Consider the following 21,695-nt stretch of genomic DNA (forward strand, 5'->3'; position numbering starts at 1 on the left):
TGTGTTCTCCATCACTCGACCCCGCCCAGATACGCTTCGAGCACCGCCGGGTCTTGTTGCACATCCAACGGCAAACCTTCCGCGATCCGCGTCCCGAACTCCATGACGACTAGACGATCAGTGAGATTCATCACGAAGTCCATGTCGTGCTCCACCAGCAGCACGCTCATGCCTTCCGCCTTGAGGCGACGCAGCAAATCAGCGAGCTGCAACTTTTCCTGATAGCGCAAGCCGGCCGCAGGCTCGTCCAACAGCAACAACGTCGGGTCACAGCACAAAGCGCGAGCAATTTCGAGAATCCGCTGCTGGCCCAGCGCGAGACTGCCCGCCTCATCGTACATATGCTGTTCGAGCCCAACGCGACGAATCTGGCGAGCCGCCTCCGCCATCAAGCGCGCTTCTTCCGCGCCGTTCAGACGCGCGACACTGCGCCAGACGCCGGCCTGGCCGCGCAAATGCGCGCCGATCGCGACGTTCTCGAGCACCGTCATCCCCGGCAGAAGCTTGACGTGCTGGAAGGTTCTGCCGATCCCACGCCTAACGATTTCACGTGAACTCAACGAATCGATACGCTCGCCGCGGAACGTGATCTCGCCACTGGTCGCCTGTAGTACCCCCGTCACCAGATTGAAGGTCGTCGACTTACCGGCGCCGTTCGGCCCGATCAGGCCGATGATTTGCCCCGCTTTCACCTCGAAGCTGACATCGTTGACCGCGACCAGACCACCGAACTGCTTGCGCGCCTTGTTCACCATCAACAGGTCTTCGCCGGCTTCCGGCTTGCTGCGCTGCGGCAACGGTTCGGCATGATCCGCCAGATGCGCGCGCGGACCACGCGGGAAGAAGCGTGCGACGAATGGCCAAACCCCTTGGCGGGCGTACTGCAGCAGTAACACCATCAAGATGCCGAATACGATCACTTCGAAGTTGCCGTTCTCACCCAGCAGCTTCGGCAGCAGCGTTTGCAGATAGTCCTGGAGCAACGTGAGGATTGCCGCGCCGAGGACCGCGCCCCACACGTGCGATACGCCTCCCACCACCGCCATGAACAGAAACTCGATGCCGTGATTCAGACCGAACGGCGTCGGATTCACCGCGCGTTGCAGATGGGCGTACAGGAAGCCCGACACCGACGCCAGCACGGCTGCATAGACGAAAATCACGACGCGCATCCAGCCAGTATTCACGCCCATCGCCTCAGCCATCATGCCGCCGCCGCGCAGCGCGCGAATTGCCCGCCCCGGCCGGCTATTAAGCAGATTCTGAACAGAGATCACCGCACCAAGCACGACCACCCAGATCAGGTAATAGATATGCCGACCAGACTCCAGGTTGATGCCGAAAACATTCAGCACCGGAATCCCGTTGATGCCGTCGTACTTACCGAGCATTTCCAGATTGCCGAACAGATAGAACAGCGCAAGCCCCCACGCGATCGTGCCGAGCGGCAGAAAGTGGCCGGACAGGCGCATTGTCACGAGGCCCAGCATCAGCGCGATCAATGCGGTCACGACGACGCCCGCGATCAACGCGAGCCACGGCGACACACCATATGTGGTCGTCAGATACGCGGTCGCGTAGGCGCCGATGCCGACGAACGCCGCCTGCCCGAAGCTCGTCATCCCGCCGATGCCGGTCAGCAGCACAAGTCCGATCGCGACGATCGAATACAGGCCGATGTAGTTGAGCAGCGTCACCCAGTATTCGGGCACGTGAATCGGCTGCGGCAACACCGGCAGCGCGAACAGCACCACGAGGAACAACCAGAAGAACTTGTTTTGCATGATCCGTTTCATCGTGTCACTCCTCTTCCTCTTCGGCGTGCGGGCTGGCAAGACTTCGCCAAAGCAGCACGGGGATGATCAGCGTGAACACGATCACTTCTTTATAAGCGCTCGCCCAGAACGACGAATATGACTCCAGCAGGCCCACCAGGATAGAGCCCGCCGCCGCCAGCGGATAGCTGACCAGACCGCCGATAATCGCCCCCACAAAGCCCTTCAGACCGATCAGGAAGCCCGAGTCGTAGTAGATGGTGGTCAGGGGTGCCACGAGGATCCCGCACAGCGCGCCGAGCCCGGCTGCCAGCGTGAACGCAAGGCGCCCCGCTTGCGTGGTGCCGATGCCGACGAGCCGCGCGCCGAGCCGGTTCACCGACGTCGCGCGCAACGCCTTGCCCGAAATCGAGCGATCGAAGTACAGATACAGCGCGCCGATCAGCACGACCGCGGTGCCGACCACCCACAGACTTTGTCCGGAGATCGACAGGCTGCCGACGTTGAACGTCGAATCCGAGAACGCGGTCGTGCGCGAACCTTCCGCGCCGAACATCACGAGCCCCAGCCCAACCATCGCGAAGTGCACCGCGACTGCCACGATCAGCAACAACAGCGTGGTCGCTTCCGCGATCGGCTCATAGGCAAGCCGGTAGAGGAGCGGGCCCATCGGAATCACGATCAGAAGCGTCAGAGCGATCTGTACGATCATTGGCAGCGGCTGTAGGAAAACACCCCGCGTGAGCGCGTAGACCGCGATCGGAAACAGCAGGTATTTCCCGGCTAGCGTGACCAGGGTCCGTGCCGCGTTTCGGCGACGCTCGGCATGCCGCACCAGCCCCGCCACCTCGACGACGAAGCAGGCCGCGCCCATCGCCATCAGTAGCCAGCAGGTGGCCGGAAACTTCTGTGTCTGCAGAGCAGCGAGCGTCAACGCGCCGTACGAAACAAACTCCCCCTGCGGGATGAAGATCACCCGCGTCACCGAGAACACCAGCACCAGCGCGAGCGCGAGCAGCGCGTAGATCGCACCGGTGGTGATGCCGTCCTGCGCGAGGATCGCCGCAATTGATAGATCCATACTTCCTCGTCCTGAAGCGTCGAAATCGAAATCGGGAAACGGTCGCGGCGTGGCGGCACAAGCCGCGGCCGGCCACCGACCTGCAATGCCTGAAAAGGCAACCGCCGCACCGTGTTCCGGCGCGGCGGTCGATGCCATTGTCATCGAACACAATGGCAATGCGGCGTCAGATGCCGCAGATTGCGCGAGAGGCGCGTACCGCTTTTATCGTTAGTCGTTCTGCAGCTTCCACTTGCCGTCGACGATCTGCACGATCACGCGCGCACGCTTGTCGAGGCCGTTGTGGTCGGTCGTCGTGGTGTTCATGATGCCGTGCGACACCGGCAATTCCTTGATGTTTTCGAGCGCGCCGCGCAGTGCCACACGGAATGCTTCAGTGCCCGGCTGAGCCGTCTTCAGCGCGACCGGAATCGCCGCTTGCAGCATCTGGCCGGCATCCCATGCGTGACCGCCGAAGGTCGCCACCGAGCCCGCTCCATACGCTTTCTCGTACGCCGTCTTATACGCTTGCGACGACTTCTTCACCGGATTCGAATCCGGCAACTGGTCTGTCACGAGGATCGGGCCAGCGGGCAGGAATTCGCCCTCGCAATCCTTGCCGCACACGCGCAGGAAGTCGTTATTCGCGACGCCGTGCGTCTGGTAGACCTTGCCCTTGTAGCCGCGCTCCTTGAGCGTCTTGGCCGGCAGCGCCGACGGTGTACCCGCGCCGGCGATCAACACGGCGTCGGGATTCGCGCCCATCGTCTTGAGCACCTGGCCGGTCACCGATGCGTCGGTGCGGTTAAAGCGCTCGTTGGAAACGATCTTCAGCTTGTGCGCGGCGGCCGCAGCGGTGAAGACGTTGTTCCAGCCGTCGCCATACGCGTCCGCGAAGCCGATGAAGCCCACCGTCTTCACGCCGTGATGCTCCATGTAGTCGGCGATCGCGTCGGCCATGAGGCTGTCGTTCTGCGGCGGTTTAAAGGCCCATGCGCGCTTCGCGTCCATCGGCGAGATGATCGCCGCCGATGCCGCCAGTGAGATCACCGGCGTCTTGCCTTCGGCGGCGGCGTCGAGCATCGCGAGCGAATTCGGCGTGATGGTCGAACCGATGATCGCGTCGACGTGGTCCTCATCGATCAGCTTGCGCGTGTTCTGCACGGCCTTGCCGGTATCCGAGCCGTCGTCGAGCACGATGTACTGCACCGTCTTCCCGCCGATCTCTTTCGGCAACAACGCGATCGTGTTCTTCTCAGGAATCCCGAGCGATGCAGCCGGCCCCGTCGTCGACAACGTCACCCCGATTTTCACCTGGGCAAACGCCGCGCCGGCACCGCACATCAACGCCATCGCGATGCCGGTGCGTACCCATTGCCTTGTCTTGTTCATTGCGAGTCTCCAAACGCTTTGAAGCGCGTATCTGTAATCCGGCTTGACGACCGGGTGTCTGAATCTAGTTATAGGGTTCAGGTGTGCCAAGCATGGTTTTCCCCGCTCGGCGCGAATACCTTCGCCGTTTTGTTGGGTGCCGCTCCCCTCTCTCACCACGACTGCCAACCGCCGCGATGTCCTGCGGCCGTCGCCTCACTTCCCTGCTTCGAATTCGACTCAACAAACCACTAACATATTAGTAGTATTGCGTTCTGCATCATTGACGGTCAATAGACCGCTAGGCAAATGCGGGTTTGTCCTGAAGCGATGGAACCACACTTTTCACGTGACACCGGGCAATAAAAAAGACGCGTCAACTGCACGCGTCTTTTTCAATGAGGTTCCTCGTCGCTGCGCCTTTGCTCAGTCGCCGGCCAGCTTCCACTTGCCGCCGACGATCTCCACCATCACGCGCGCCCGCTGGTCTAGGCCAGCGTGGTCGTTCGCGCTCATGTTGAAGATGCCGTGCGACGCGGGCAGGTCTTTGGTGTTCTCCAGTGCTGCACGCAGTGCCTCGCGGAACGCTGGCGTGCCCGGCTGGCCCTTCTTCAGTGCGAGCGGAATCGCGCGTTGCAGCAGCAAGCCCGCATCCCACGCGTGACCGCCGAAGGTCGACACCGAGCCGGCGCCATAAGCGGCTTCGTACGCGTGCTTGTAGGCGAGCGCAGTCTTCTTCACCGGGTTCGAATCGAGCAGTTGATCGGCGACCAGCAGCGGGCCAGCGGGCAGCCAGGTGCCTTCGCAGTCCTTGCCGCACACTCGCAGGAAGTCGTTATTCGCGACGCCGTGCGTCTGGTAGTACTTGCCCTTGTAGCCACGCTCCTTGAGCGTTTTCTGCGGCAGCGCGGCCGGCGTGCCCGCCCCCGCGATCAGCACCGCATCCGGGTTCTGCGACATCATCTTCAACACCTGACCCGTGACCGAGGCGTCGTTGCGCGCAAAGCGCTCGTTCGCGACGACCTTGATCTTCGCGAGATCAGCGGCCTTACCGAACTCCTTGAACCAGCTCTCGCCGTACGCGTCCGAAAAGCCGATGAACGCGACCGTCTTCACGCCGTGATTCGCCATATGCTGCGCGATCGCGGTGGCCATCAGAATGTCGTTTTGCGGTGTCTTGAAGACCCATGCGCGCTTCGCGTCCATCGGTTCGACGATGCTCGCCGCGGCAGCCATGGAGATCATCGGCGTGCCGCTTTCGCTGGCGACGTCGATCATTGCGAGCGAGTTCGGCACGACGGTCGAGCCAATCAACGCATCCACGTGATCTTCACTGGTGAGCTTGCGTGCGTTCTTGACCGCCTGGGTGGAATCGGTCGCATCGTCGAGCACGATGTAGTCGATTTTCTGACCCGCCACCTCTTTAGGCAACAACGCGACGGTGTTCTTTTCCGGAATACCGAGTGAGGCGGCCGGCCCCGTTGCCGACACAGTGACGCCGATTTTCACGTCCGCGAATGCATGACCGCTCCATGCTGCGGATACCCCGGTGGCGACCAATGCCGCGCTAATCCAACGCAATGCCGACTTCATCCCGCTCCTCTATCAACACCGTTATTCGTTCGAATTTAAATCTACGGATTTAAATACCGACCCAGTGGTCGGTGAATAGCGAGTTTAGCGGACGAAAGCCCCACGCCGCAAGCGTTTTACAGGGTTATACAGTGTGATGTCGTGGCCGCTTCGGCGAATAAAAAAGAGCCGCCGAATTAGCGAAAGAATGGAATGACGCTATAACAAAAGCACAAATAAAAAGCGCTGTTGGATATCAATCCAACAGCGCTTTCGTCTGGGCACTGAGTGCCTCATTGTCTCCTCGTTCTCCACCTGCAAATTTCGTGGTGCATCAGAACTGCATGAAGGTTAAACGACCACCCCCTCTGCTACAACTAGCAATTACCCTAGTGGTGCAATGCGGCACCGAATTGGGGCACGTTGGGACGGCCTTGCCGACGTGCGTGCAAGCGCTATCCGATTTCGCGATTCACATGCTCAGTGCGTCGATGGGTGCCGAATTAGATCGGATACCGAATCAATTTCGCATCTCACCATGCCCCCCTACTACGCACCGCACCGCGCATCAGGCCCGCAACGGCCGCACCCGCGCAATGATCTCGCCGACGATACCGCGCCGGAACGCCAGCACACACGCAATGAAAATCACGCCGGTCACGATCGTCACCGACTCGCCCAGCGAACGGAACCAGTCGATGCCGGTCGTCGCCGCGAGCGCCCCACCGATGTCGCCGAGCCGGTCTTCCAGCGCGACAATCAACGCGGCGCCGAGCAAAGGCCCGAACAACGTCCCCATACCGCCGACGAGCGTCATCAGGATCACCAGACCGGACATGGTCCAGTAAGCGTCGCCGAGCGTCTCGAAGCCTTGCACGAGCACTTTGAGCGACCCCGCGAGACCGGCCAACCCCGCCGACAGAATGAACGCGAGCAGCTTGAAGCGATCCGTATCGTAGCCGAGCGACACGGCCCGCGGCTCGTTTTCCTTGATCGCCACCAGCACCTGGCCGAACGGCGAGTGCACGATCCGCACGATCAGCAGGAAGGCGAGCACCATCACGATCAGCATGACGAAGTACAGCGTGACATCCGAGGACAGATCCAGCAAACCGAACAGCTTGCCGCGCGGCACGCCTTGCAGGCCATCTTCGCCATGCGTGAACGGCGCTTGCAGGAACACGAAGTAGACCATTTGCGCGAGCGCCAGCGTCACCATCGCGAAGTAGATGCCTTGGCGGCGAATCGCGAAAAATCCGACGATCAAGCCGAGCAAGGTCGCCACCGCGGTGCCGGCAATCACACCGAGTTCGGGCGAAAAGCCGAGCGTCTGCATCGCATAACCCGTGACGTAACCGGCCGACGCCAGAAACATCGCGTGTCCGAACGACAGCAATCCCGTATAGCCGATCAGCAGATTGAACGCCGCCGCGAACAGCGCGAAGCACAGCACCTTCATCACGAAGAGCGGATAGATGCCGAGCACAGGCACTGCAATAAGCCCGATCAGCAGCAGACCGTAGAGCACTTTTCTCTGCATCATTTTTCCTTGCCGAAGAGGCCCGCCGGGCGCACCAGCAACACGAGCGCCATGATCACGAAGACGACGGTGGCCGACGCTTCCGGATAGAACACGCGCGTGAGCCCCTCGATCACGCCGAGCATGAGACCGGTGAGTATCGAGCCCATGATCGAACCCATCCCGCCGATCACGACCACGGCGAACACGGTGATGATCATCGACTGGCCCATGAGCGGCGACACCTGAATGACCGGCGCGGCCAGCACGCCGGCGAACGCGGCCAGCGCGACGCCGAAGCCGTAGGTCAGCGTGATCATCAGCGGCACGTTGACGCCGAACGCCTCGACCAGTTTCGGATTCTCAGTGCCTGCGCGCAAATAGGCGCCCAGGCGCGTCTTCTCGATCACGAACCATGTCGCGAAGCAGACCACCAGCGACGCGACGACCACCCACGCGCGATAGTTCGGCAGGAACATGAAGCCGAGATTGGTCGCGCCCGAAAGCGCCGACGGCACGTCGTACGGCTGGCCGGACGAACCATAGATCGAACGGAATACGCCTTCGACGACGAGCGTGAGCCCGAACGTCAGCAACAAGCCATACAGATGATCGAGCTTGTACAGCCAGCGCAGCATCGAGCGTTCGATCGCGATACCGAACAGCCCGACGAGCAGCGGCGCCAGCAGCAGCATCACCCAGTACGGCAAGCCGAAATACGACAGCCCCATCCACGCGAGCATCGCGCCGAGCATGAATAACGCGCCGTGCGCAAAGTTGATCACGTTGAGCAAGCCGAAGATGATCGCCAGCCCGAGACTCAGAATCGCGTAGAACGAGCCGTTCACGAGCCCCAGCAGAAGCTGGCTCAGCATCGCCGGTAGCGGAACGCCAAAGATGTCCATTGAAGCCCTTAACCCCTGAAGCCATCGCCTAGGTGAGATCGCTCACGCACGATCCGGCCTGCGCGCGACAGGCGGCAACAGCGCCCATCGCGCGCGGCATGTGAAACGGTTTGCCCTCTGCCTGCCGCCCACCGCCCATCCGCCAGCGCGCGCGGCAAGACTTCGACAGGCAGACGGCCTCAAGACCCTCGATCCACGCTCACTTCCACGCCGCGCAGCGCGTTTCCGCCTTGGTCGTGAACGCCTGCTCGCCGGGGATCGTCGCGACGATCTTGTAGTAGTCCCACGGCTCTTTGGATTCGGCCGGCGTCTTCACCTGCATCAGGTACATGTCGTGGATCATGCTGCCGTCCTGACGCACGTAGCCCTTCGCGTAGAAGTCGTCGATCTTGGTCTTCTTCAGCTGCGCCATCACCTTGTCGGAGTCGGTCGAGCCGACTGCCTGTACGGCCTTCAGGTAGTTCATCGTCGCCGAGTAGTCGGCGGCCTGCAGGCTCGACGGCATCTTCTTCATCTTGTCGAAATAGCGTTGCGCCCACTTGCGCGAGTTGGCGTCCTTGTTCCAGTACCAGCTATCCGTCAGCACCAGACCTTGCGTGGTGTCCAGACCCAGGCTGTGTACGTCGTTGATGAACATCAGCAGCGCGGCGATCTTCATCGTCTTGTTGATACCGAATTCCTTGGCGGCCTTGATCGAGTTGATCGTGTCGCCGCCGGCATTGGCGAGGCCCAGAATCTGCGCCTTCGACGCTTGCGCCTGCAGCAGGAACGATGAGAAGTCCGACGCGGACAGCGGATGACGCACCTCCCCCAGCACCTGACCGCCATTCGCTTTCACCACGTCCGACGTGTTCTTTTCGAGCGCCTTGCCGAACGCATAGTCAGCCGTCAGGAAGAACCACGTCTTGCCGCCCTGCTTGGTCACCGCCGAACCCGTGCCCTTGGCGAGCGCGGTCGTATCGTACGCATAGTGGATCGTGTACGGCGTGCACTGTTCGTTGGTCAGCGTGTCCGCGCCTGCGCCGATGCTGATGTAGACCTTGTGCTTCTCGCCCGCCACCGTGTTCATCGACAGCCCGGTCGCCGAGTTCGTGCCGCCGATCAGCATATCGACGCCATCACGGTCGAACCACTCGCGGGCTCGCGACGCGGCGATGTCCGCCTTGTTCTGGTGATCCGCGTAGACCAGCGTGATCGGCTTGCCGTTGACCTTGCCGCCGAAGTCGGCGATCGCCATGCGAATCGCTTCGAGGCCGCCCGGGCCGTCGATGTCCGCATACAGCCCCGACAGATCGGTGATGAAGCCGATCTTCACCGCATCGTCGGCCGCTTGCGCGCTGCCCATCGTGAGAGCGGCGCCGGCCGCGACCGCGAAACAAACTGAGGCAAGCCGCGCGAGTGGGTTCTTTTTCATTCGTGTCTCCTGGGTTCTTCGCTTGTGGTTATCAGAGGCAATCGGGCGCGTGGCTATAGGTTCATACGCCCAGTAAATCGTGCAGCACCGGCATCTTGCCTTCGAGTTCGTTCGCCTCGAAGTGCTCGACGATCGAACCGTGCTCCATCACGTAGAAGCGATCGGCAAGCGGCGCGGCAAAACGGAAATTCTGTTCGACCATCACGACCGTATACCCGCGCGCCTTGAGCGTGACGATCATGCGAGCAAGCGCCTGCACGATCACGGGCGCGAGTCCTTCCGAGATTTCGTCGAGCAGCAGCAGGCTCGCGCCGGTGCGCAGAATTCGCGCGACCGCCAGCATCTGCTGCTCGCCACCCGAGAGGCGCGTGCCCTGGCTCATGCGGCGTTCCTGCAGATTCGGAAACATCGAATAGATTTCTTCGAGCGACATCATGTGCGCCTTGTCGCCGACAGGCGGCGGCAGCAGCAGATTTTCCTCACACGAGAGGCTCGAAAAAATGCCGCGCTCTTCCGGGCAATAACCGATGCCGCAATGCGCGATGCGATGCGTGGGCAAGTTGATCGTTTCGCGTCCGCCGATGCGGATCGAACCGGTGCGCCGGCCAGTCAGCCCCATGATCGCGCGCAGCGTGGTGGTGCGGCCCGCGCCGTTGCGGCCGAGCAGCGTGACCACTTCGCCGCGGTGCACCGTCAGATCGACGCCATGCAGGATGTGGGACTCCCCGTACCACGCCTGCAAGCCCGCGATCTCCAGCGCGGGCGCGGCATCGCCCGTGCCGCTCACTTCGAGGCCTTCGCGCTCGACAATCGTATTCATGCGTGAGCTCCGGCGAGCGCCGCGTCGGCGCTGCCCATATACGCTTGCATCACGAGCGGATTCTTCGACACTTCCACGTAGCTGCCTTCGGCGAGCACCTCGCCCCGTTGCAGCACCGTGATCGTGTCGGAGATACCGGCGATCACGTTCATGTTGTGCTCGACCATCAGGATGGTGCGGCCGCTCGATACTTTTTTGATCAACGCCGTGACGCGGTCGACGTCTTCATGCCCCATGCCTTGGGTCGGTTCGTCGAGCAGCATCAGTTCAGGCTCCATCGAGAGCGTGGTGGCGATTTCCAGCGCACGCTTGCGGCCATATGACAGTTCGACGGTCGGCACATCGGCGAAATCGGTCAAGGCAACCTGGGTGAGCAGATCCATGGCGCGGTCGTCGAGCTGGCGCAGCGTGCGCTCGCTCTTCCAGAAGTGGAATGACGTGCCAAGCGAGCGCTGCAAACCGATGCGCACGTTCTGCAATGCTGTCAGATGCGGAAATACCGCGGAAATCTGGAACGAACGGATGATGCCGCGCCGCGCGATTTGCGCCGGACGCTCGTGCGTGATGTCGACGCCGTTGAAAACGATCTGACCCGCAGTCGGTTCGAGAAATTTGGTGAGCAGGTTGAAGCAGGTGGTCTTGCCCGCCCCATTAGGGCCGATCAGCGCATGGATCGAGCCACGGCGCACGCGCAGGTTCACCCCGTTCACGGCGATGAAGCCTTTGAACTCGCGAGTCAGACCGCGCGTTTCGAGAATCGTATCGCCGAGAATCATGTTCCCTTCCATACGGAGTAAGGCGAAGCATTACGGTCTTCCGCGCAAAGCTTTGCGCGACTTGTTATGACGGCGGCACCCCTTGCCGCTCGTTGGCGTGGTGCACCAATCCGGACGGTAATCCATGGCGCGGCACGCAGCATCGCTGCCATTGTCGCGCCAATGATGCAGCGCATTCATTGGGATTTGCACTTAGTGAAGCGTGTCCGTCCTGTGCGCGGCCAGCGGCGCGGCCCACGCGTACGGGAACGGTCGTGAGACGGCGGTTCGTGAGACGCCGGTTCGGCAAACATGACCGATGTCTCATACCATAGACCGTGCTGACGCTCCAACGCTGCCTTGTCACACAGCGGACATAGAAGGCGCCGCGCTGGTTTGCTGCGCGACATTGCCGCTCACACGAGCGCGGCGATCTTCACGGATCATGTCGCTCGCACGTTCGGCAATCATCAGCGTGGGCGAGTTCGTGTTGCCCGACGTGATGTTCGGCATCACCGATGCGTCGACCACGCGCAGTCCGTCGACGCCAAGCACGCGCAGCCGGTTGTCGACCACCGCGGCCGGATCATCGCTCGTGCCCATGCGGCAGGTCCCGACCGGATGGAAGATGGTGGTGCCGACCGCGCCGGCGGCCTGCTGCAGTTCCTCCTCGGTCTGATACTGGATGCCCGGCAAGATCTCCTGCGGCCGATAACGTGCGAGCGCCGGCGCCGACACGATGCGGCGCGTGAGACGCAACGCGTTGGCGGCTACGTGGCGATCGTAATCGGTGGACAGATAGTTCGGCGCGATCAGCGGCGGCGCCGACGCATCGGCCGATTCGATGTGGATGCTGCCACGCGAAGTCGGCCGCAACTGACACACCGACGCCGTGAACGCATTGAAGCGATGCAGCGGTTCGCCGAAGCGATCGAGCGAAAGCGGCTGCACGTGATACTCCAGATCGGGTCGCATGAGCGAACGGTCGGCGGGATCCGATTTGGCGAACGCACCGAGTTGCGACGGCGCCATCGACATCGGCCCGCTTTGCAGCAACGCGTATTGCACACCGATCATCAGCTTGCCCCACCAATGTGCGGACGCCGTGTTGAGCGTGCGCACGCCGTCGACTTTATAGGCCATGCGCAGTTGCAAATGATCCTGCAGATTTTCGCCGACGCCACGTAAATCCTTGACGACCTCGATGCCCAGATTCTGCAAACGCGCACCGTCGCCGATGCCGGAGAGTTCGAGCAGTTGCGGCGAGTTCACCGCGCCCGAGCTGAGGATGACTTCGCAGCGCGCCTTCGCGAGATAGTCGGTGTTGTCGCCGCGATATTCGACGCCGCAACAACGGCGTCCTTCGAACACCACGCGCTGGGTATGCGCACCGGTGATGATCGTCAAATTCGGACGTTTGAGTGCGGGGCGCAGGAACGCTTTCGACGCATTCCAGCGAATGCCGCGTTTCTGATTGACGTCGAAGTAGCCGACGCCGGTGTTGTCGCCGCGATTGAAGTCGTCCGTGGCGGGAATGCCGCTCTGCTGCGCGGCCTTCGAAAACTCTTCGAGAATCTTCCATTTCAGGCGTTGTTTTTCGACGCGCCACGGTCCGCCCGCGCCGTGCGACTCGCTGGCGCCGCCATGATGGTCTTCGCTGCGTTTAAAGAGCGGCAGCACCGCGTTCCACGACCACGATGCATCATTGGTCACGCGCGCCCACTCGTCGTAGTCTTCGCGCTGGCCGCGCATGTAGATCATGCCGTTGATCGACGAACTGCCGCCTAGCACGCGTCCGCGTGGATACGACAGCGCGCGTCCGTTCAGACCGGCTTCCGGCTGCGTTTTATAAAGCCAGTCCGTGCGCGGATTGCCGATACAGTACAGGTAGCCGACCGGCACGTGAATCCAGTGGTAATCGTCCTTGCCGCCGGCTTCCAGCAACAGGACGCTCACGTCCGGATCTTCGGTCAGCCGATTGGCGAGCACGCAACCGGCCGTTCCCGCGCCGACAATGATGTAGTCGAATTCGCCCTCCAGCCGCCGGGCGGCCGCATGCGTGCTTTCGGTGTGGCTCATCGCTTCAGTCTCCTAAGCTTTTTTTCGCGCGGCCGCATTGTTCTCATGCGGCCGCGGCGTCAGGCTCTATTTGTGTTTTCTGTGCGTGCGAACGCAACCGGCCTGACTATTTGGCGACCGGCATCGCAAACTCGGCGCCCTTCGCGATACTGTCTGGCCAGCGCTGCATGATGCTCTTGTAGCGCGTATAAAAACGCACGCCTTCTTCGCCGTACGCATGATGGTCGCCGAACAGCGACTTCTTCCATCCGCCAAACGAATGCCATGCCATCGGCACCGGAATCGGGACGTTGATCCCCACCATGCCGATCTCGATCTGCCGCGAGAATGCCCGCGCCACACCGCCATCAGACGTAAACAACGACACGCCGTTGGCGAACTGGTTGGCGTTGATGAGTTCGACCGCGGAAGCGAAATCCGGCACGCGCACCACGCACAGCACGGGCCCGAAAATCTCTTCGCGATAAATCTTCATGTCGGTCGACACGTCGTCGAACAATGTGCCACCGAGGAAGAAGCCCTTCTCGTGGCCCGCAACCTGATGACCGCGTCCGTCGACCACCAGCTTCGCGCCCGCCTCGATGCCCGCATCGATATAGCCGACCACCTTCTCGCGATGCGTTGCCGTCACCAACGGCCCCATCTCGGCTGCGGACTCCATGCCGTTGAGGATCTTCAGGCTCTTCACGCGCGGCGTCAGCCGCTCGATCAGTTCATCGGCGATATGACCCACCGCGACCGCGACCGAAATCGCCATGCAGCGCTCGCCCGCGGAACCGTATGCGGCGCCGATCAGCGCATCGACCGCCTGATCGAGATCGGCGTCCGGCATCACGACGAGGTGATTCTTCGCGCCGCCCAAGGCCTGCACACGCTTGCCGTGTTTCGTTCCTTCCGTGTAGATGTATTCGGCGATCGGCGTCGAGCCGACGAACGACAACGCGCTTACTTCCGGATGCACGAGCAGCGCGTCGACCGCGACCTTGTCGCCATGCACGACGTTGAACACGCCATCGGGCAAGCCGGCTTCCTTCAGCAATTCGGCGAGCCGGTTCGACGCCGACGGATCCCGCTCCGACGGCTTCAGCACGAACGTATTGCCGCACGCAATCGCGACCGGGAACATCCAGCACGGCACCATCATCGGGAAGTTGAACGGCGTGATGCCGGCCACCACGCCGAGCGGCTGGCGCAGATTCCAGTTGTCGATGCCGCCGCCGATCTGATCGGTGAAGTCCGTCTTCAACAGATTCGGTATGCCGCAGGCAAACTCGACGATCTCGATGCCGCGCATCACCTCGCCCTTCGCATCCGAAAACACCTTGCCGTGCTCGCGCGTGATCAGTTCGGCCAGTTCGTCGTGATGGCGGTCGAGTAATTCCTTGAACTTGAATAGCACGCGCGCCCGTTTGATCGGCGCGGTTTCGCTCCACGCGGGAAAGGCGGCTCGGGCAGCAGCGACCGCGGCGTCCACTTCCGCGACGCTCGCAAGCGGCACGCGCGCGCTCACGCTGCCGAGCGCAGGATTGAAGACGTCGCCGAAACGGCTGCTCGTGCCGTCGATCGGCTTGCCGTTGATGAAATGGGTCAGCGCGCGCGCGCCGCTGGTGGTGGTGCTTGCGCTGCGGGTAGTCTCGCCCTGAAGTGTCTCGCTCATGTCTTTCCTCGTCCTGTGAAATCTTCCGCCCGCCGCGCGAGGCGCGTCAAAGGCGTGCTGAACGCCCAGCGTACGGCGCTTCGGTGCGACAAATCCAATGAGTAATGCTCAACTGCGCTATAAGCCGCGCTAATATCAGCGTATGGATCTCATTCTGCTCCGGGCCTTCGTCACCGTGGCGCGGGAGGGCAACCTCACGCGTGCCGCAGTGCAGCTTCACCTCACCCAACCCGCCGTCAGCCTGCAAATCAAGCATTTGCAGGAGACGCTCGGCGTGACACTGTTCACGCGGACTTCGCACGGCCTCTCGCTCACGCGCGACGGTCAGGCGCTGCTGCCCCATGCCGAACGCGCGCTCGGCGCGGCGGCCGATGTGCAGCGGGCCGCGCAGTCGCTGCGTCACGAAGTTCGGGGCCGCTTGCGGATCGGCACGATTCTCGACCCGGCGTTCCTGCGCCTCGGCGGCTTTCTGAAGCAGCTGGTGGAGGCCTGGCCGCATATCGAAACGGCCTTGCGGCACGGCATGTCGGGCTGGGTGCTGGAGCAGATTCGCGCGGGCGAACTGGATGTCGGCTACTACATCGGCCTGCCGTCCGACGACGAACCGCGCGACGGCCCCGCGTTCCACGCGCTCACGCTCACCCACTTCCAGTATCGCGTGCTGGCGCCGGCCGGCTGGAAAGACCGTGTCAAAGGCGCGCGCGACTGGCGCTCGCTTGCCGCGCTGCCGTGGATCTGGACGCCGCCCGCGTCCGCGCACAACCGCCTGCTGTCGCGCTGCTTCGGCGAGGCCGGGGTGAAACCGGTCAAGGTGGCGGAAGTGGATCAGGAGCCGTCGATGCTCGATCTCGTGAAATCCGGGGTCGGGCTCACGCTCGCACGCGACGCCACCGCGATCGCCGAAGCACATGCGCACGCGCTGACCATCATCGACGGGATTACGGTGCCGACCCAGCTCAGCTTTGTCACGCTCGAGGAACGCAAGGACGAACCGGCGATTGCCGCGGCGTTGAAGCTGATCGAGCAGCAATGGGCGACCTGAATGCCGGCGTGCGCGCAGGCCGCATGCGACAGGGCGGCTGCGATATGAGTCGCGCTAATGCCAGATGGATGCGAGGCGCTAAACGCTCGTCGGTGCAAGCGATGCTGGTAACCGCCTCTCGCGCCCTGCACTCGCTCAACGATTCATTTCCTCCCGAAACGACACCGTCACGCGGTTTTTGTTAGATTGGCGGTTCGCGCTCACAAGCCGACCCCGCATCGTTTTCTGTTCCGCATGACTTTGTCCTTCCCGGCAGCTTCGCCCCGGCAACACCAGAAGCCGCCGACCACGCCATCCTTCGACAGGAGCCTGACATGGCACGCAACATCGAAATCAAAGCCCGCGCCCAGCATTTCGAGCAACTGCGCGAGCGCGCGGCGCAGCTCGCGACGGACGCGCCGCTGATCTTCCGCCAGCAGGACTTTTTCTACGACGTGCCGCGCGGCCGTCTGAAACTGCGCCAGTTCGACGACGGCACGCCGGCCGAACTGATCTTCTATCAGCGCGACGATCGCGACGGCCCGAAAGCGTCGTATTACACGCGCAGCCCCGTGACCAATCCCGAAGCGATGCACGCGCTGCTCGCCACGGCGTTGACCACGCGCGGCATCGTCACCAAGGAACGGCATGTGTATCTGACCGGGCGCACGCGGATTCATCTGGACCGCGTCGACGGTCTGGGCGACTTCGTCGAACTGGAGGTGCTGCTCGCCCAGGACGACGACGAGGAAGGCGGCCATGCCGAAGCCCACGCGATGTTCGAGCGCTTGGGCGTCGCGGAAGCGGATCTGGTGGCGGTGGCGTATGTCGATCTGCTGAACCCGGAAGGCGAGTCGAAGCAGGTCGCGTAAAGGTCACGCAAAGGTCACGCAACGCGAGCCGCGTCGAAATCTTCCCGGCTCTGCGTGCCGCCCACCTCAGCCAGCGGACGATCCCGGCGATAGATGACCGAGCGGCAGCGGCCCGTTGCGCTTGAAGGTGGTCAGCACGATATTCGAGCGCACGCTGTCGACGCCCGGTACGCGCATCAATTTCTTCATCACGAAGGTCGACAGATAATTCAGATCGGGCGCGACGATGCGCAACAGGTAATCGGCGTCCCCCACCACTGCATGACATTCGAGCACTTCAGGCAACACGTCAATCTGTTGCTGGAATTGTTCGATGATCGAGTCGCCGTGGTGCTTCAACTTCAAACTCGTGAAAGCGGTGACGCCGAGCCCGAGTTTCTCTGGCCGTAGCACGACGCGATAGCCGTCCACCACGCCCACCTGTTCCAGCCGTTGCAAACGCCGTCCAATCTGCGATGGTGACAGCGGCACCTGCTCGGCCAGTTGCTGATGCGTGGCCCGGCCGAAGCGCTGCAGCACGTCGAGCAGTGCGAGATCGAAGTGATCGAGTTCCAACATGTCAATTGTCCGCATTTAATCGCCGTCTAATGCACGATTATTGCATATCAATGGCTAAAAACGCCAACATTGCGCCCTTCCCGCGCACTTGCCGCTCTACACTCGCATCATCGATTTCACTGTCATCGCCGTCGGGCGCAGCACCCATGTCAACAGCAACCAGCACCGCCAACACCGCCAGGCTGAAAGAGCAATTCGACGCCGGCCTCGAAACCCGCGCCGATTTCACCATCGATCAACCGACCGACCGATACGGCGCAGTCGATCACGCGGTATGGCGACAGCTCTATGCCCGCCAGACCGCGCTACTCGAAGGCCGGGTCTGCGACGCGTTCCTCGCGGGCGTCGAGCGTATCGGCATGCCGGCCGACCGCGTGCCTTCCTTCGATGAAATCAACGCGAAGCTGACGCCGGCCACCGGCTGGCAAATCGTCGCCGTGCCCGGTCTCGTGCCGGATCAGGTGTTCTTCGAGCACCTGGCGAACCGCCGCTTTCCCGTGACGTGGTGGGTGCGTCGTCCGGACCAGCTCGATTATCTGCAGGAGCCGGACTGTTTCCACGATCTGTTCGGCCACGTGCCGCTGCTGATCAACCCGATATTCGCCGACTATATGCACGCGTACGGCCGCGCCGCACTCGCGGCCAACGACGCCGGCGCGCTGCCGCTGCTTGCACGGCTCTATTGGTACACAGTGGAGTTCGGCCTGATCCGCGACGCGGCGAGTCCGAACGGTGTGAAGATCTACGGCGCGGGCATCGTGTCGAGCAAGGGCGAGACGCTTTACAGCCAGCAGAGCGCGGCGCCGAACCGGTTGCGCTTCGATCTGGAGCGCGTGATGCGCACGCGCTATCGCATCGACACGTTCCAGAAAACCTACTTCGTGATCGATGACTTCGAGCAGCTGTTCAGCGTCGCGCAAACCGATTTCGCCGCGCTGCTTACGCGACTTGCAGCCGAACCGGCCTTCCTGGCCGGCGACGTGCTCGGGAACGACCGCATCATCACGCGTGGTTCGCAGGAAGGCTGGCGAGCCGACGGCGACGTTTGACGTCGCCAGCGCGGCTGCATCGGCAGCGGGTTCTTCGCATCCGTGAAAAAATAGTGAACGCGCTCGCCCGCCGGCGCGCGTTCCGATCGAGGAGGTAACGCATGATTCAGAAACTGACTTCCGCAGAGCGCACTGCGCAGATGGCTCGACTGCATGGCTGGCAAACCGTCGCGGAGCGCGACGCGATCCAGCGCAAGTTCGAGTTCGCAGACTTCAACGCAGCGTTCGGCTTCATGACGCGCGTGGCGATCAAGGCGCAGGAAATGGATCACCACCCGGAGTGGTTCAACGTGTACAACAAGGTGGATATCACGCTGTCCACGCATGAAGCCGATGGCGTCACCGCTCGCGACATCGAATTGGCTTCGTTCATCGACAGCATTACCGCGTAATACAAAAAATCTACGGCGTTTCACGCGGGTTTACCTGCCACGCGTTGAACAATCCCGCACAAATGAAAGGACAATGCAGGCAATCCCGCGTTTAATCCTTCAGTTCTACAGGCTATTATTAAGGCGCACGTAAGTTTCCCAGGCTTGCCTCGCAATCCCGTCCAAACGATCCGGCGATAGCGTCTGTTGACGCTGTACAATCAGCAGCGCATACGGCTTGGAGAGCGCGCTTGCCTCCTTGCACAGAACGAGTTCGTCGCCGCTCGAAGGTGAGCGGGCGCGCCAGAAGTTGATCGCGGCTTCCAGTTCGTGAATGGATATATCGGACATGACTTCGTGATCGCTCAGTAGCGCTGAAGGCGGCTCGATGGCTGCTTCGTGGCCCGTTCCCGCCAATCCGGCATGGCCACGCCGCACGCTGCCTTTGTGCAGCAGGCGCCCCGGCGAACCGCTTGCCCAAACGCCTAAACCCATTGTACTTGAGCGAATTCCATGCGACTCCTTCTGATCGAAGATGACCGCCCCATCGCACGCGGCATCCAAAGCAGTCTCGAACAAGCCGGCTTCACCGTCGACATGGTCCACGACGGCATTTTCGCCGAACAGGCCCTCACGCAAAACCGTCACGAGCTGGTGATCCTCGATCTGGGTCTGCCCGGCATCGACGGCATGACACTGCTCTCGCGCTTTCGGCAGAGCAATCGCCACACGCCGGTGATCATCCTCACCGCGCGCGACGAATTGCACGACCGCGTGCAAGGCCTGAATTCCGGCGCCGACGACTACATGCTGAAGCCGTTCGAACCGGCTGAACTCGAAGCGCGCATCCGCGCGGTGATGCGCCGCAGCGGCCCGCACGGCGACATGCCGCGTCCGGAAGTGTCGTTGGGCGGTGTGCGTTTGTCGGGCGTCGATCGCCGCATCTTCAACGACGACAAGCCGCTCGAACTGTCGCCGCGTGAATTCGCGGTGCTCGAAATGCTGCTGCTGCGTCATGGCCGCGTGGTCAGCAAGGCGCAACTGCAAGATCACCTGACGCATTTCGGCGGCGATCTCGGTGACACCGCGATCGAAGTCTATGTGCACCGGGTGCGCAAGAAGCTCGAGAACTGTCGTGTCGAAATCGTCACGGTGCGCGGTTTTGGTTACCTGTTGCAGGAAATCCGCCAGGCCGCATAATCGTCATGAAGGCCGCAAGTTCGACTGCGGCCTGACGGTGCCGGGCCGGCGCCGCGCACTCCGTGCGCAGTTCGCCGGCATCCGGCGAATTTCACGGCGCACGACGCCGTTGCCACTTTCCCACGCGTTCGATCATGCCCCAGCCGGCCGCCAATAGTCTGCGCCGCACGCTGCTGCGGCGCCTCGCTGCACCTCTTTCACTGCTCGCGCTGATGAGCGGCCTGATCGCTTACTGGCTGGCTTGGCAGTACACGCAGCATGTCGTCGACCGCTCGCTTGCCGACCTCGCCACCGCGATTTCCAAACAGATCCAGATTGCCGGCCCGGATGCGCCGATCACCGTGCCGCCGCTCGCTCAGGCGATGTTCTCCGATCCGGTCGAACAACTCGTCTACCGGATCAGTGACGGCGAGACCGAAATCGCCGGCGATCACAACCTGCCGCTGCAAGGCACCAGCGTGCGCCGCATGCATTACGCGTACGTGTTCGAAACGCAGCACAAAGGCGTGACGGTGCGCGTAGCACAGGTGCGGGTCGATCAGCCGAGCGGCAATCCGATCGTCGTCGAAGTGGGTCAGCCGGTGCATCACCGCTTTCGCATCGCCGCCGAGTTTCTCGTCGCGATCATGATGCCGCTGCTGTTGCTGCTGCTGGCGGGCTGGGTGATTGTCTGGCGGGTCGTCAATCAGCAGCTTAATCCGCTCACCGATCTCGCGGACTCGCTGAACCGGCAGACGCACACGTCGCTCGAACCGGTCGACGAAACCTATGTGCCGGTCGAAATCCGGCCGCTGACGGGCGCCCTGAACGCGCTGCTCGGCCGTCTGAAAACTGCGCTCGACGGACAGCGCAAATTCATCGCCGATGCCGCGCATCAATTGCGCACGCCGCTTACCGCCGTGAAGCTGCATGCGGAACAGGCGGCGATCGCGCGTGATCCGCAGCAGACGCTCGCCGCGGTGCGCGAGCTGCGCGCCGCGGCCGACCGCGCAGTGCGACTGTCGAATCAGTTGCTTTCGCTGGCGCGCGCGGAGCCGGGCGAACAGGCGGCCCGCTTCGTCAATGTAGACATGGCCGCGCTCGCGTTCGATACCGGCGCGGAGTGGGTGCCGCGCGCGCTGACCTTCCACGTCGACCTCGGCTTCCAGCGCCTCGACGACCCGGACAACGATCATCCGTTGATCGCGCGCGGCAATCCGGTGCTGCTGCACGAAGTGATCGCCAATCTGCTGGATAACGCGCTCAAGTACGTACCGCCGTCGCGCTTCGATGGCAGCCGCATCACGGTGACGGTGTCGCAAACGACGATCGACGATCTGCGCATGGCGGAGATCGTGGTCGAAGATAACGGGCCGGGCGTGCCGCGTATACAGCAGGCCGACCTCTTCAAACGGTTCTTCCGCGGCGACGGTCAGAGCGACGCCGGTGTCGATAGCGGCGCGGGTCTCGGTCTCGCGATCGTCCACGACATCATGGTGCTGCATCGCGGCAGCGTGCATTACGAGGACGCGCCAGAAGGCGGCGCACGTTTCATCGTGCGGATTCCACTCGTGCCGATCGTCGTTCAGAGCGACACCACCGACGCCGAGCCACGCCGCCAGGCAAAAAAATCGGCGCACTCGGCGCCGATCGACATGTAACGGTGTTAGCGGGCTGCTTTGAACTCAGTGACACGAGAGAGCAGCCCAGGCAGCCCC

At 62.4% G+C, this 21,695-nt stretch carries 19 protein-coding genes; 6 read left to right on the forward strand and 13 right to left on the reverse strand.

Annotated elements, in window-relative coordinates; genetic code table 11:
- Positions 1–11 precede the first annotated feature (11 nt).
- The 11 genes from B0G69_RS06125 to B0G69_RS06175 form a co-directional block, all read right to left on the reverse strand.
- Positions 12–1,796: a branched-chain amino acid ABC transporter ATP-binding protein/permease gene (locus B0G69_RS06125; RefSeq protein WP_121316088.1), complete on the reverse strand. Its 1,785-nt coding sequence runs from the start codon at positions 1,794–1,796 to the stop codon at positions 12–14.
- A 4-nt stretch (positions 1,797–1,800) separates the two neighbouring features.
- Entirely contained in the window at positions 1,801–2,856 is a 1,056-nt protein-coding gene (locus tag B0G69_RS06130) for a branched-chain amino acid ABC transporter permease (protein WP_121316089.1), read from the reverse strand.
- Positions 2,857–3,066: 210 nt separating this feature from the next.
- Positions 3,067–4,227, reverse strand: coding sequence for an ABC transporter substrate-binding protein (locus B0G69_RS06135; RefSeq protein WP_121316090.1), 1,161 nt, complete (start codon positions 4,225–4,227; stop codon positions 3,067–3,069).
- A gap of 405 nt (positions 4,228–4,632) precedes the next feature.
- Positions 4,633–5,799: an ABC transporter substrate-binding protein gene (locus B0G69_RS06140; RefSeq protein ID WP_121316091.1), complete on the reverse strand. Its 1,167-nt coding sequence runs from the start codon at positions 5,797–5,799 to the stop codon at positions 4,633–4,635.
- Positions 5,800–6,346: 547 nt separating this feature from the next.
- Positions 6,347–7,318 carry a branched-chain amino acid ABC transporter permease gene (locus B0G69_RS06145; RefSeq protein ID WP_199731250.1) on the reverse strand — a complete coding sequence of 324 codons (972 nt, stop codon included), beginning with the start codon at positions 7,316–7,318 and terminating at the stop codon, positions 6,347–6,349.
- On the reverse strand, positions 7,318–8,202 hold the full coding sequence (locus tag B0G69_RS06150) for a branched-chain amino acid ABC transporter permease (RefSeq protein WP_121316093.1): 885 nt from the start codon (positions 8,200–8,202) through the stop codon (positions 7,318–7,320). The genes B0G69_RS06145 and B0G69_RS06150 overlap by 1 nt, the downstream gene beginning before the upstream one ends.
- A 199-nt stretch (positions 8,203–8,401) precedes the next feature.
- A complete protein-coding gene (locus B0G69_RS06155) occupies positions 8,402–9,616 on the reverse strand; it encodes an ABC transporter substrate-binding protein (RefSeq protein ID WP_121316094.1) in 1,215 nt (404 codons plus the stop codon).
- Between the two features lie 61 nt (positions 9,617–9,677).
- Positions 9,678–10,436: an ABC transporter ATP-binding protein gene (locus B0G69_RS06160; protein WP_121316095.1), complete on the reverse strand. Its 759-nt coding sequence runs from the start codon at positions 10,434–10,436 to the stop codon at positions 9,678–9,680.
- The gene (locus tag B0G69_RS06165) at positions 10,433–11,212 is read right to left on the reverse strand and encodes an ABC transporter ATP-binding protein (protein WP_121316096.1); all 780 of its coding nucleotides are present in this window, start codon (positions 11,210–11,212) and stop codon (positions 10,433–10,435) included. Before B0G69_RS06165 ends, B0G69_RS06160 begins: the two co-directional genes overlap by 4 nt.
- 342 nt (positions 11,213–11,554) lie before the next feature.
- Positions 11,555–13,270 (reverse strand): GMC family oxidoreductase N-terminal domain-containing protein, encoded by a 1,716-nt coding sequence (locus B0G69_RS06170; RefSeq protein WP_121316097.1) that lies wholly within the window; start codon positions 13,268–13,270, stop codon positions 11,555–11,557.
- A gap of 106 nt (positions 13,271–13,376) precedes the next feature.
- Positions 13,377–14,927, reverse strand: a complete 1,551-nt coding sequence (locus tag B0G69_RS06175; RefSeq protein ID WP_121316098.1) for a CoA-acylating methylmalonate-semialdehyde dehydrogenase — start codon at positions 14,925–14,927, stop codon at positions 13,377–13,379.
- Between the two features lie 142 nt (positions 14,928–15,069).
- Between B0G69_RS06175 and B0G69_RS06180 the strand changes: the two genes are divergently transcribed.
- Together B0G69_RS06180 and B0G69_RS06185 are read left to right on the forward strand one after the other, a co-directional pair.
- The gene (locus B0G69_RS06180) at positions 15,070–15,969 is read left to right on the forward strand and encodes a LysR family transcriptional regulator (RefSeq protein WP_121316099.1); all 900 of its coding nucleotides are present in this window, start codon (positions 15,070–15,072) and stop codon (positions 15,967–15,969) included.
- A gap of 314 nt (positions 15,970–16,283) precedes the next feature.
- A complete protein-coding gene (locus B0G69_RS06185; RefSeq protein ID WP_121316100.1) occupies positions 16,284–16,820 on the forward strand; it encodes a class IV adenylate cyclase in 537 nt (178 codons plus the stop codon).
- 66 nt (positions 16,821–16,886) lie between these two features.
- Here B0G69_RS06185 and B0G69_RS06190 read toward each other — a convergent pair whose 3' ends face one another.
- A complete protein-coding gene (locus tag B0G69_RS06190) occupies positions 16,887–17,378 on the reverse strand; it encodes an Lrp/AsnC family transcriptional regulator (protein WP_121316101.1) in 492 nt (163 codons plus the stop codon).
- 146 nt (positions 17,379–17,524) lie between these two features.
- On the opposite strand from B0G69_RS06190, the gene phhA reads away from it, so the two are divergent.
- Together phhA and B0G69_RS06200 are read left to right on the forward strand one after the other, a co-directional pair.
- Complete coding sequence (gene phhA, locus B0G69_RS06195) at positions 17,525–18,427, forward strand: phenylalanine 4-monooxygenase (protein ID WP_121316102.1); 903 nt, start codon at positions 17,525–17,527, stop codon at positions 18,425–18,427.
- Between the two features lie 101 nt (positions 18,428–18,528).
- Positions 18,529–18,819: a 4a-hydroxytetrahydrobiopterin dehydratase gene (locus tag B0G69_RS06200; RefSeq protein WP_121316103.1), complete on the forward strand. Its 291-nt coding sequence runs from the start codon at positions 18,529–18,531 to the stop codon at positions 18,817–18,819.
- A 105-nt stretch (positions 18,820–18,924) separates the two neighbouring features.
- Here the strand turns inward: B0G69_RS06200 and B0G69_RS06205 are convergent, their stop codons facing one another.
- The gene (locus B0G69_RS06205) at positions 18,925–19,149 is read right to left on the reverse strand and encodes a DUF3717 domain-containing protein (protein WP_121319136.1); all 225 of its coding nucleotides are present in this window, start codon (positions 19,147–19,149) and stop codon (positions 18,925–18,927) included.
- Positions 19,150–19,311: 162 nt separating this feature from the next.
- On the opposite strand from B0G69_RS06205, the gene B0G69_RS06210 reads away from it, so the two are divergent.
- Together B0G69_RS06210 and B0G69_RS06215 are read left to right on the forward strand one after the other, a co-directional pair.
- Entirely contained in the window at positions 19,312–19,998 is a 687-nt protein-coding gene (locus tag B0G69_RS06210) for a response regulator transcription factor (protein WP_042327201.1), read from the forward strand.
- Between the two features lie 134 nt (positions 19,999–20,132).
- Positions 20,133–21,638 (forward strand): sensor histidine kinase, encoded by a 1,506-nt coding sequence (locus B0G69_RS06215; protein ID WP_121316104.1) that lies wholly within the window; start codon positions 20,133–20,135, stop codon positions 21,636–21,638.
- The last annotated feature ends 57 nt before the right edge of the window (positions 21,639–21,695 follow it).

This window comes from Paraburkholderia sp. RAU2J (genome assembly GCF_003634845.1).
GTDB lineage: Bacteria > Pseudomonadota > Gammaproteobacteria > Burkholderiales > Burkholderiaceae > Paraburkholderia > Paraburkholderia fynbosensis.

Excerpts from the sequence above, each read along its gene's own strand:
- B0G69_RS06125 (WP_121316088.1), bottom strand. The coding sequence starts at position 1,796 with ATGAAACGGATCATGCAAAACAAGTTCTTCTGGTTGTTCCTCGTGGTG.
- B0G69_RS06130 (WP_121316089.1), bottom strand. The coding sequence starts at position 2,856 with ATGGATCTATCAATTGCGGCGATCCTCGCGCAGGACGGCATCACCACC.
- B0G69_RS06135 (WP_121316090.1), bottom strand. The coding sequence starts at position 4,227 with ATGAACAAGACAAGGCAATGGGTACGCACCGGCATCGCGATGGCGTTG.
- B0G69_RS06140 (WP_121316091.1), bottom strand. The coding sequence starts at position 5,799 with ATGAAGTCGGCATTGCGTTGGATTAGCGCGGCATTGGTCGCCACCGGG.
- B0G69_RS06145 (WP_199731250.1), bottom strand. The coding sequence starts at position 7,318 with ATGCAGAGAAAAGTGCTCTACGGTCTGCTGCTGATCGGGCTTATTGCA.
- B0G69_RS06150 (WP_121316093.1), bottom strand. The coding sequence starts at position 8,202 with ATGGACATCTTTGGCGTTCCGCTACCGGCGATGCTGAGCCAGCTTCTG.
- B0G69_RS06155 (WP_121316094.1), bottom strand. The coding sequence starts at position 9,616 with ATGAAAAAGAACCCACTCGCGCGGCTTGCCTCAGTTTGTTTCGCGGTC.
- B0G69_RS06160 (WP_121316095.1), bottom strand. The coding sequence starts at position 10,436 with ATGAATACGATTGTCGAGCGCGAAGGCCTCGAAGTGAGCGGCACGGGC.
- B0G69_RS06165 (WP_121316096.1), bottom strand. The coding sequence starts at position 11,212 with ATGATTCTCGGCGATACGATTCTCGAAACGCGCGGTCTGACTCGCGAG.
- B0G69_RS06170 (WP_121316097.1), bottom strand. The coding sequence starts at position 13,270 with ATGAGCCACACCGAAAGCACGCATGCGGCCGCCCGGCGGCTGGAGGGC.
- B0G69_RS06175 (WP_121316098.1), bottom strand. The coding sequence starts at position 14,927 with ATGAGCGAGACACTTCAGGGCGAGACTACCCGCAGCGCAAGCACCACC.
- B0G69_RS06180 (WP_121316099.1), top strand. The coding sequence starts at position 15,070 with ATGGATCTCATTCTGCTCCGGGCCTTCGTCACCGTGGCGCGGGAGGGC.
- B0G69_RS06185 (WP_121316100.1), top strand. The coding sequence starts at position 16,284 with ATGGCACGCAACATCGAAATCAAAGCCCGCGCCCAGCATTTCGAGCAA.
- B0G69_RS06190 (WP_121316101.1), bottom strand. The coding sequence starts at position 17,378 with ATGTTGGAACTCGATCACTTCGATCTCGCACTGCTCGACGTGCTGCAG.
- phhA (WP_121316102.1), top strand. The coding sequence starts at position 17,525 with ATGTCAACAGCAACCAGCACCGCCAACACCGCCAGGCTGAAAGAGCAA.
- B0G69_RS06200 (WP_121316103.1), top strand. The coding sequence starts at position 18,529 with ATGATTCAGAAACTGACTTCCGCAGAGCGCACTGCGCAGATGGCTCGA.
- B0G69_RS06205 (WP_121319136.1), bottom strand. The coding sequence starts at position 19,149 with ATGTCCGATATATCCATTCACGAACTGGAAGCCGCGATCAACTTCTGG.
- B0G69_RS06210 (WP_042327201.1), top strand. The coding sequence starts at position 19,312 with ATGCGACTCCTTCTGATCGAAGATGACCGCCCCATCGCACGCGGCATC.
- B0G69_RS06215 (WP_121316104.1), top strand. The coding sequence starts at position 20,133 with ATGCCCCAGCCGGCCGCCAATAGTCTGCGCCGCACGCTGCTGCGGCGC.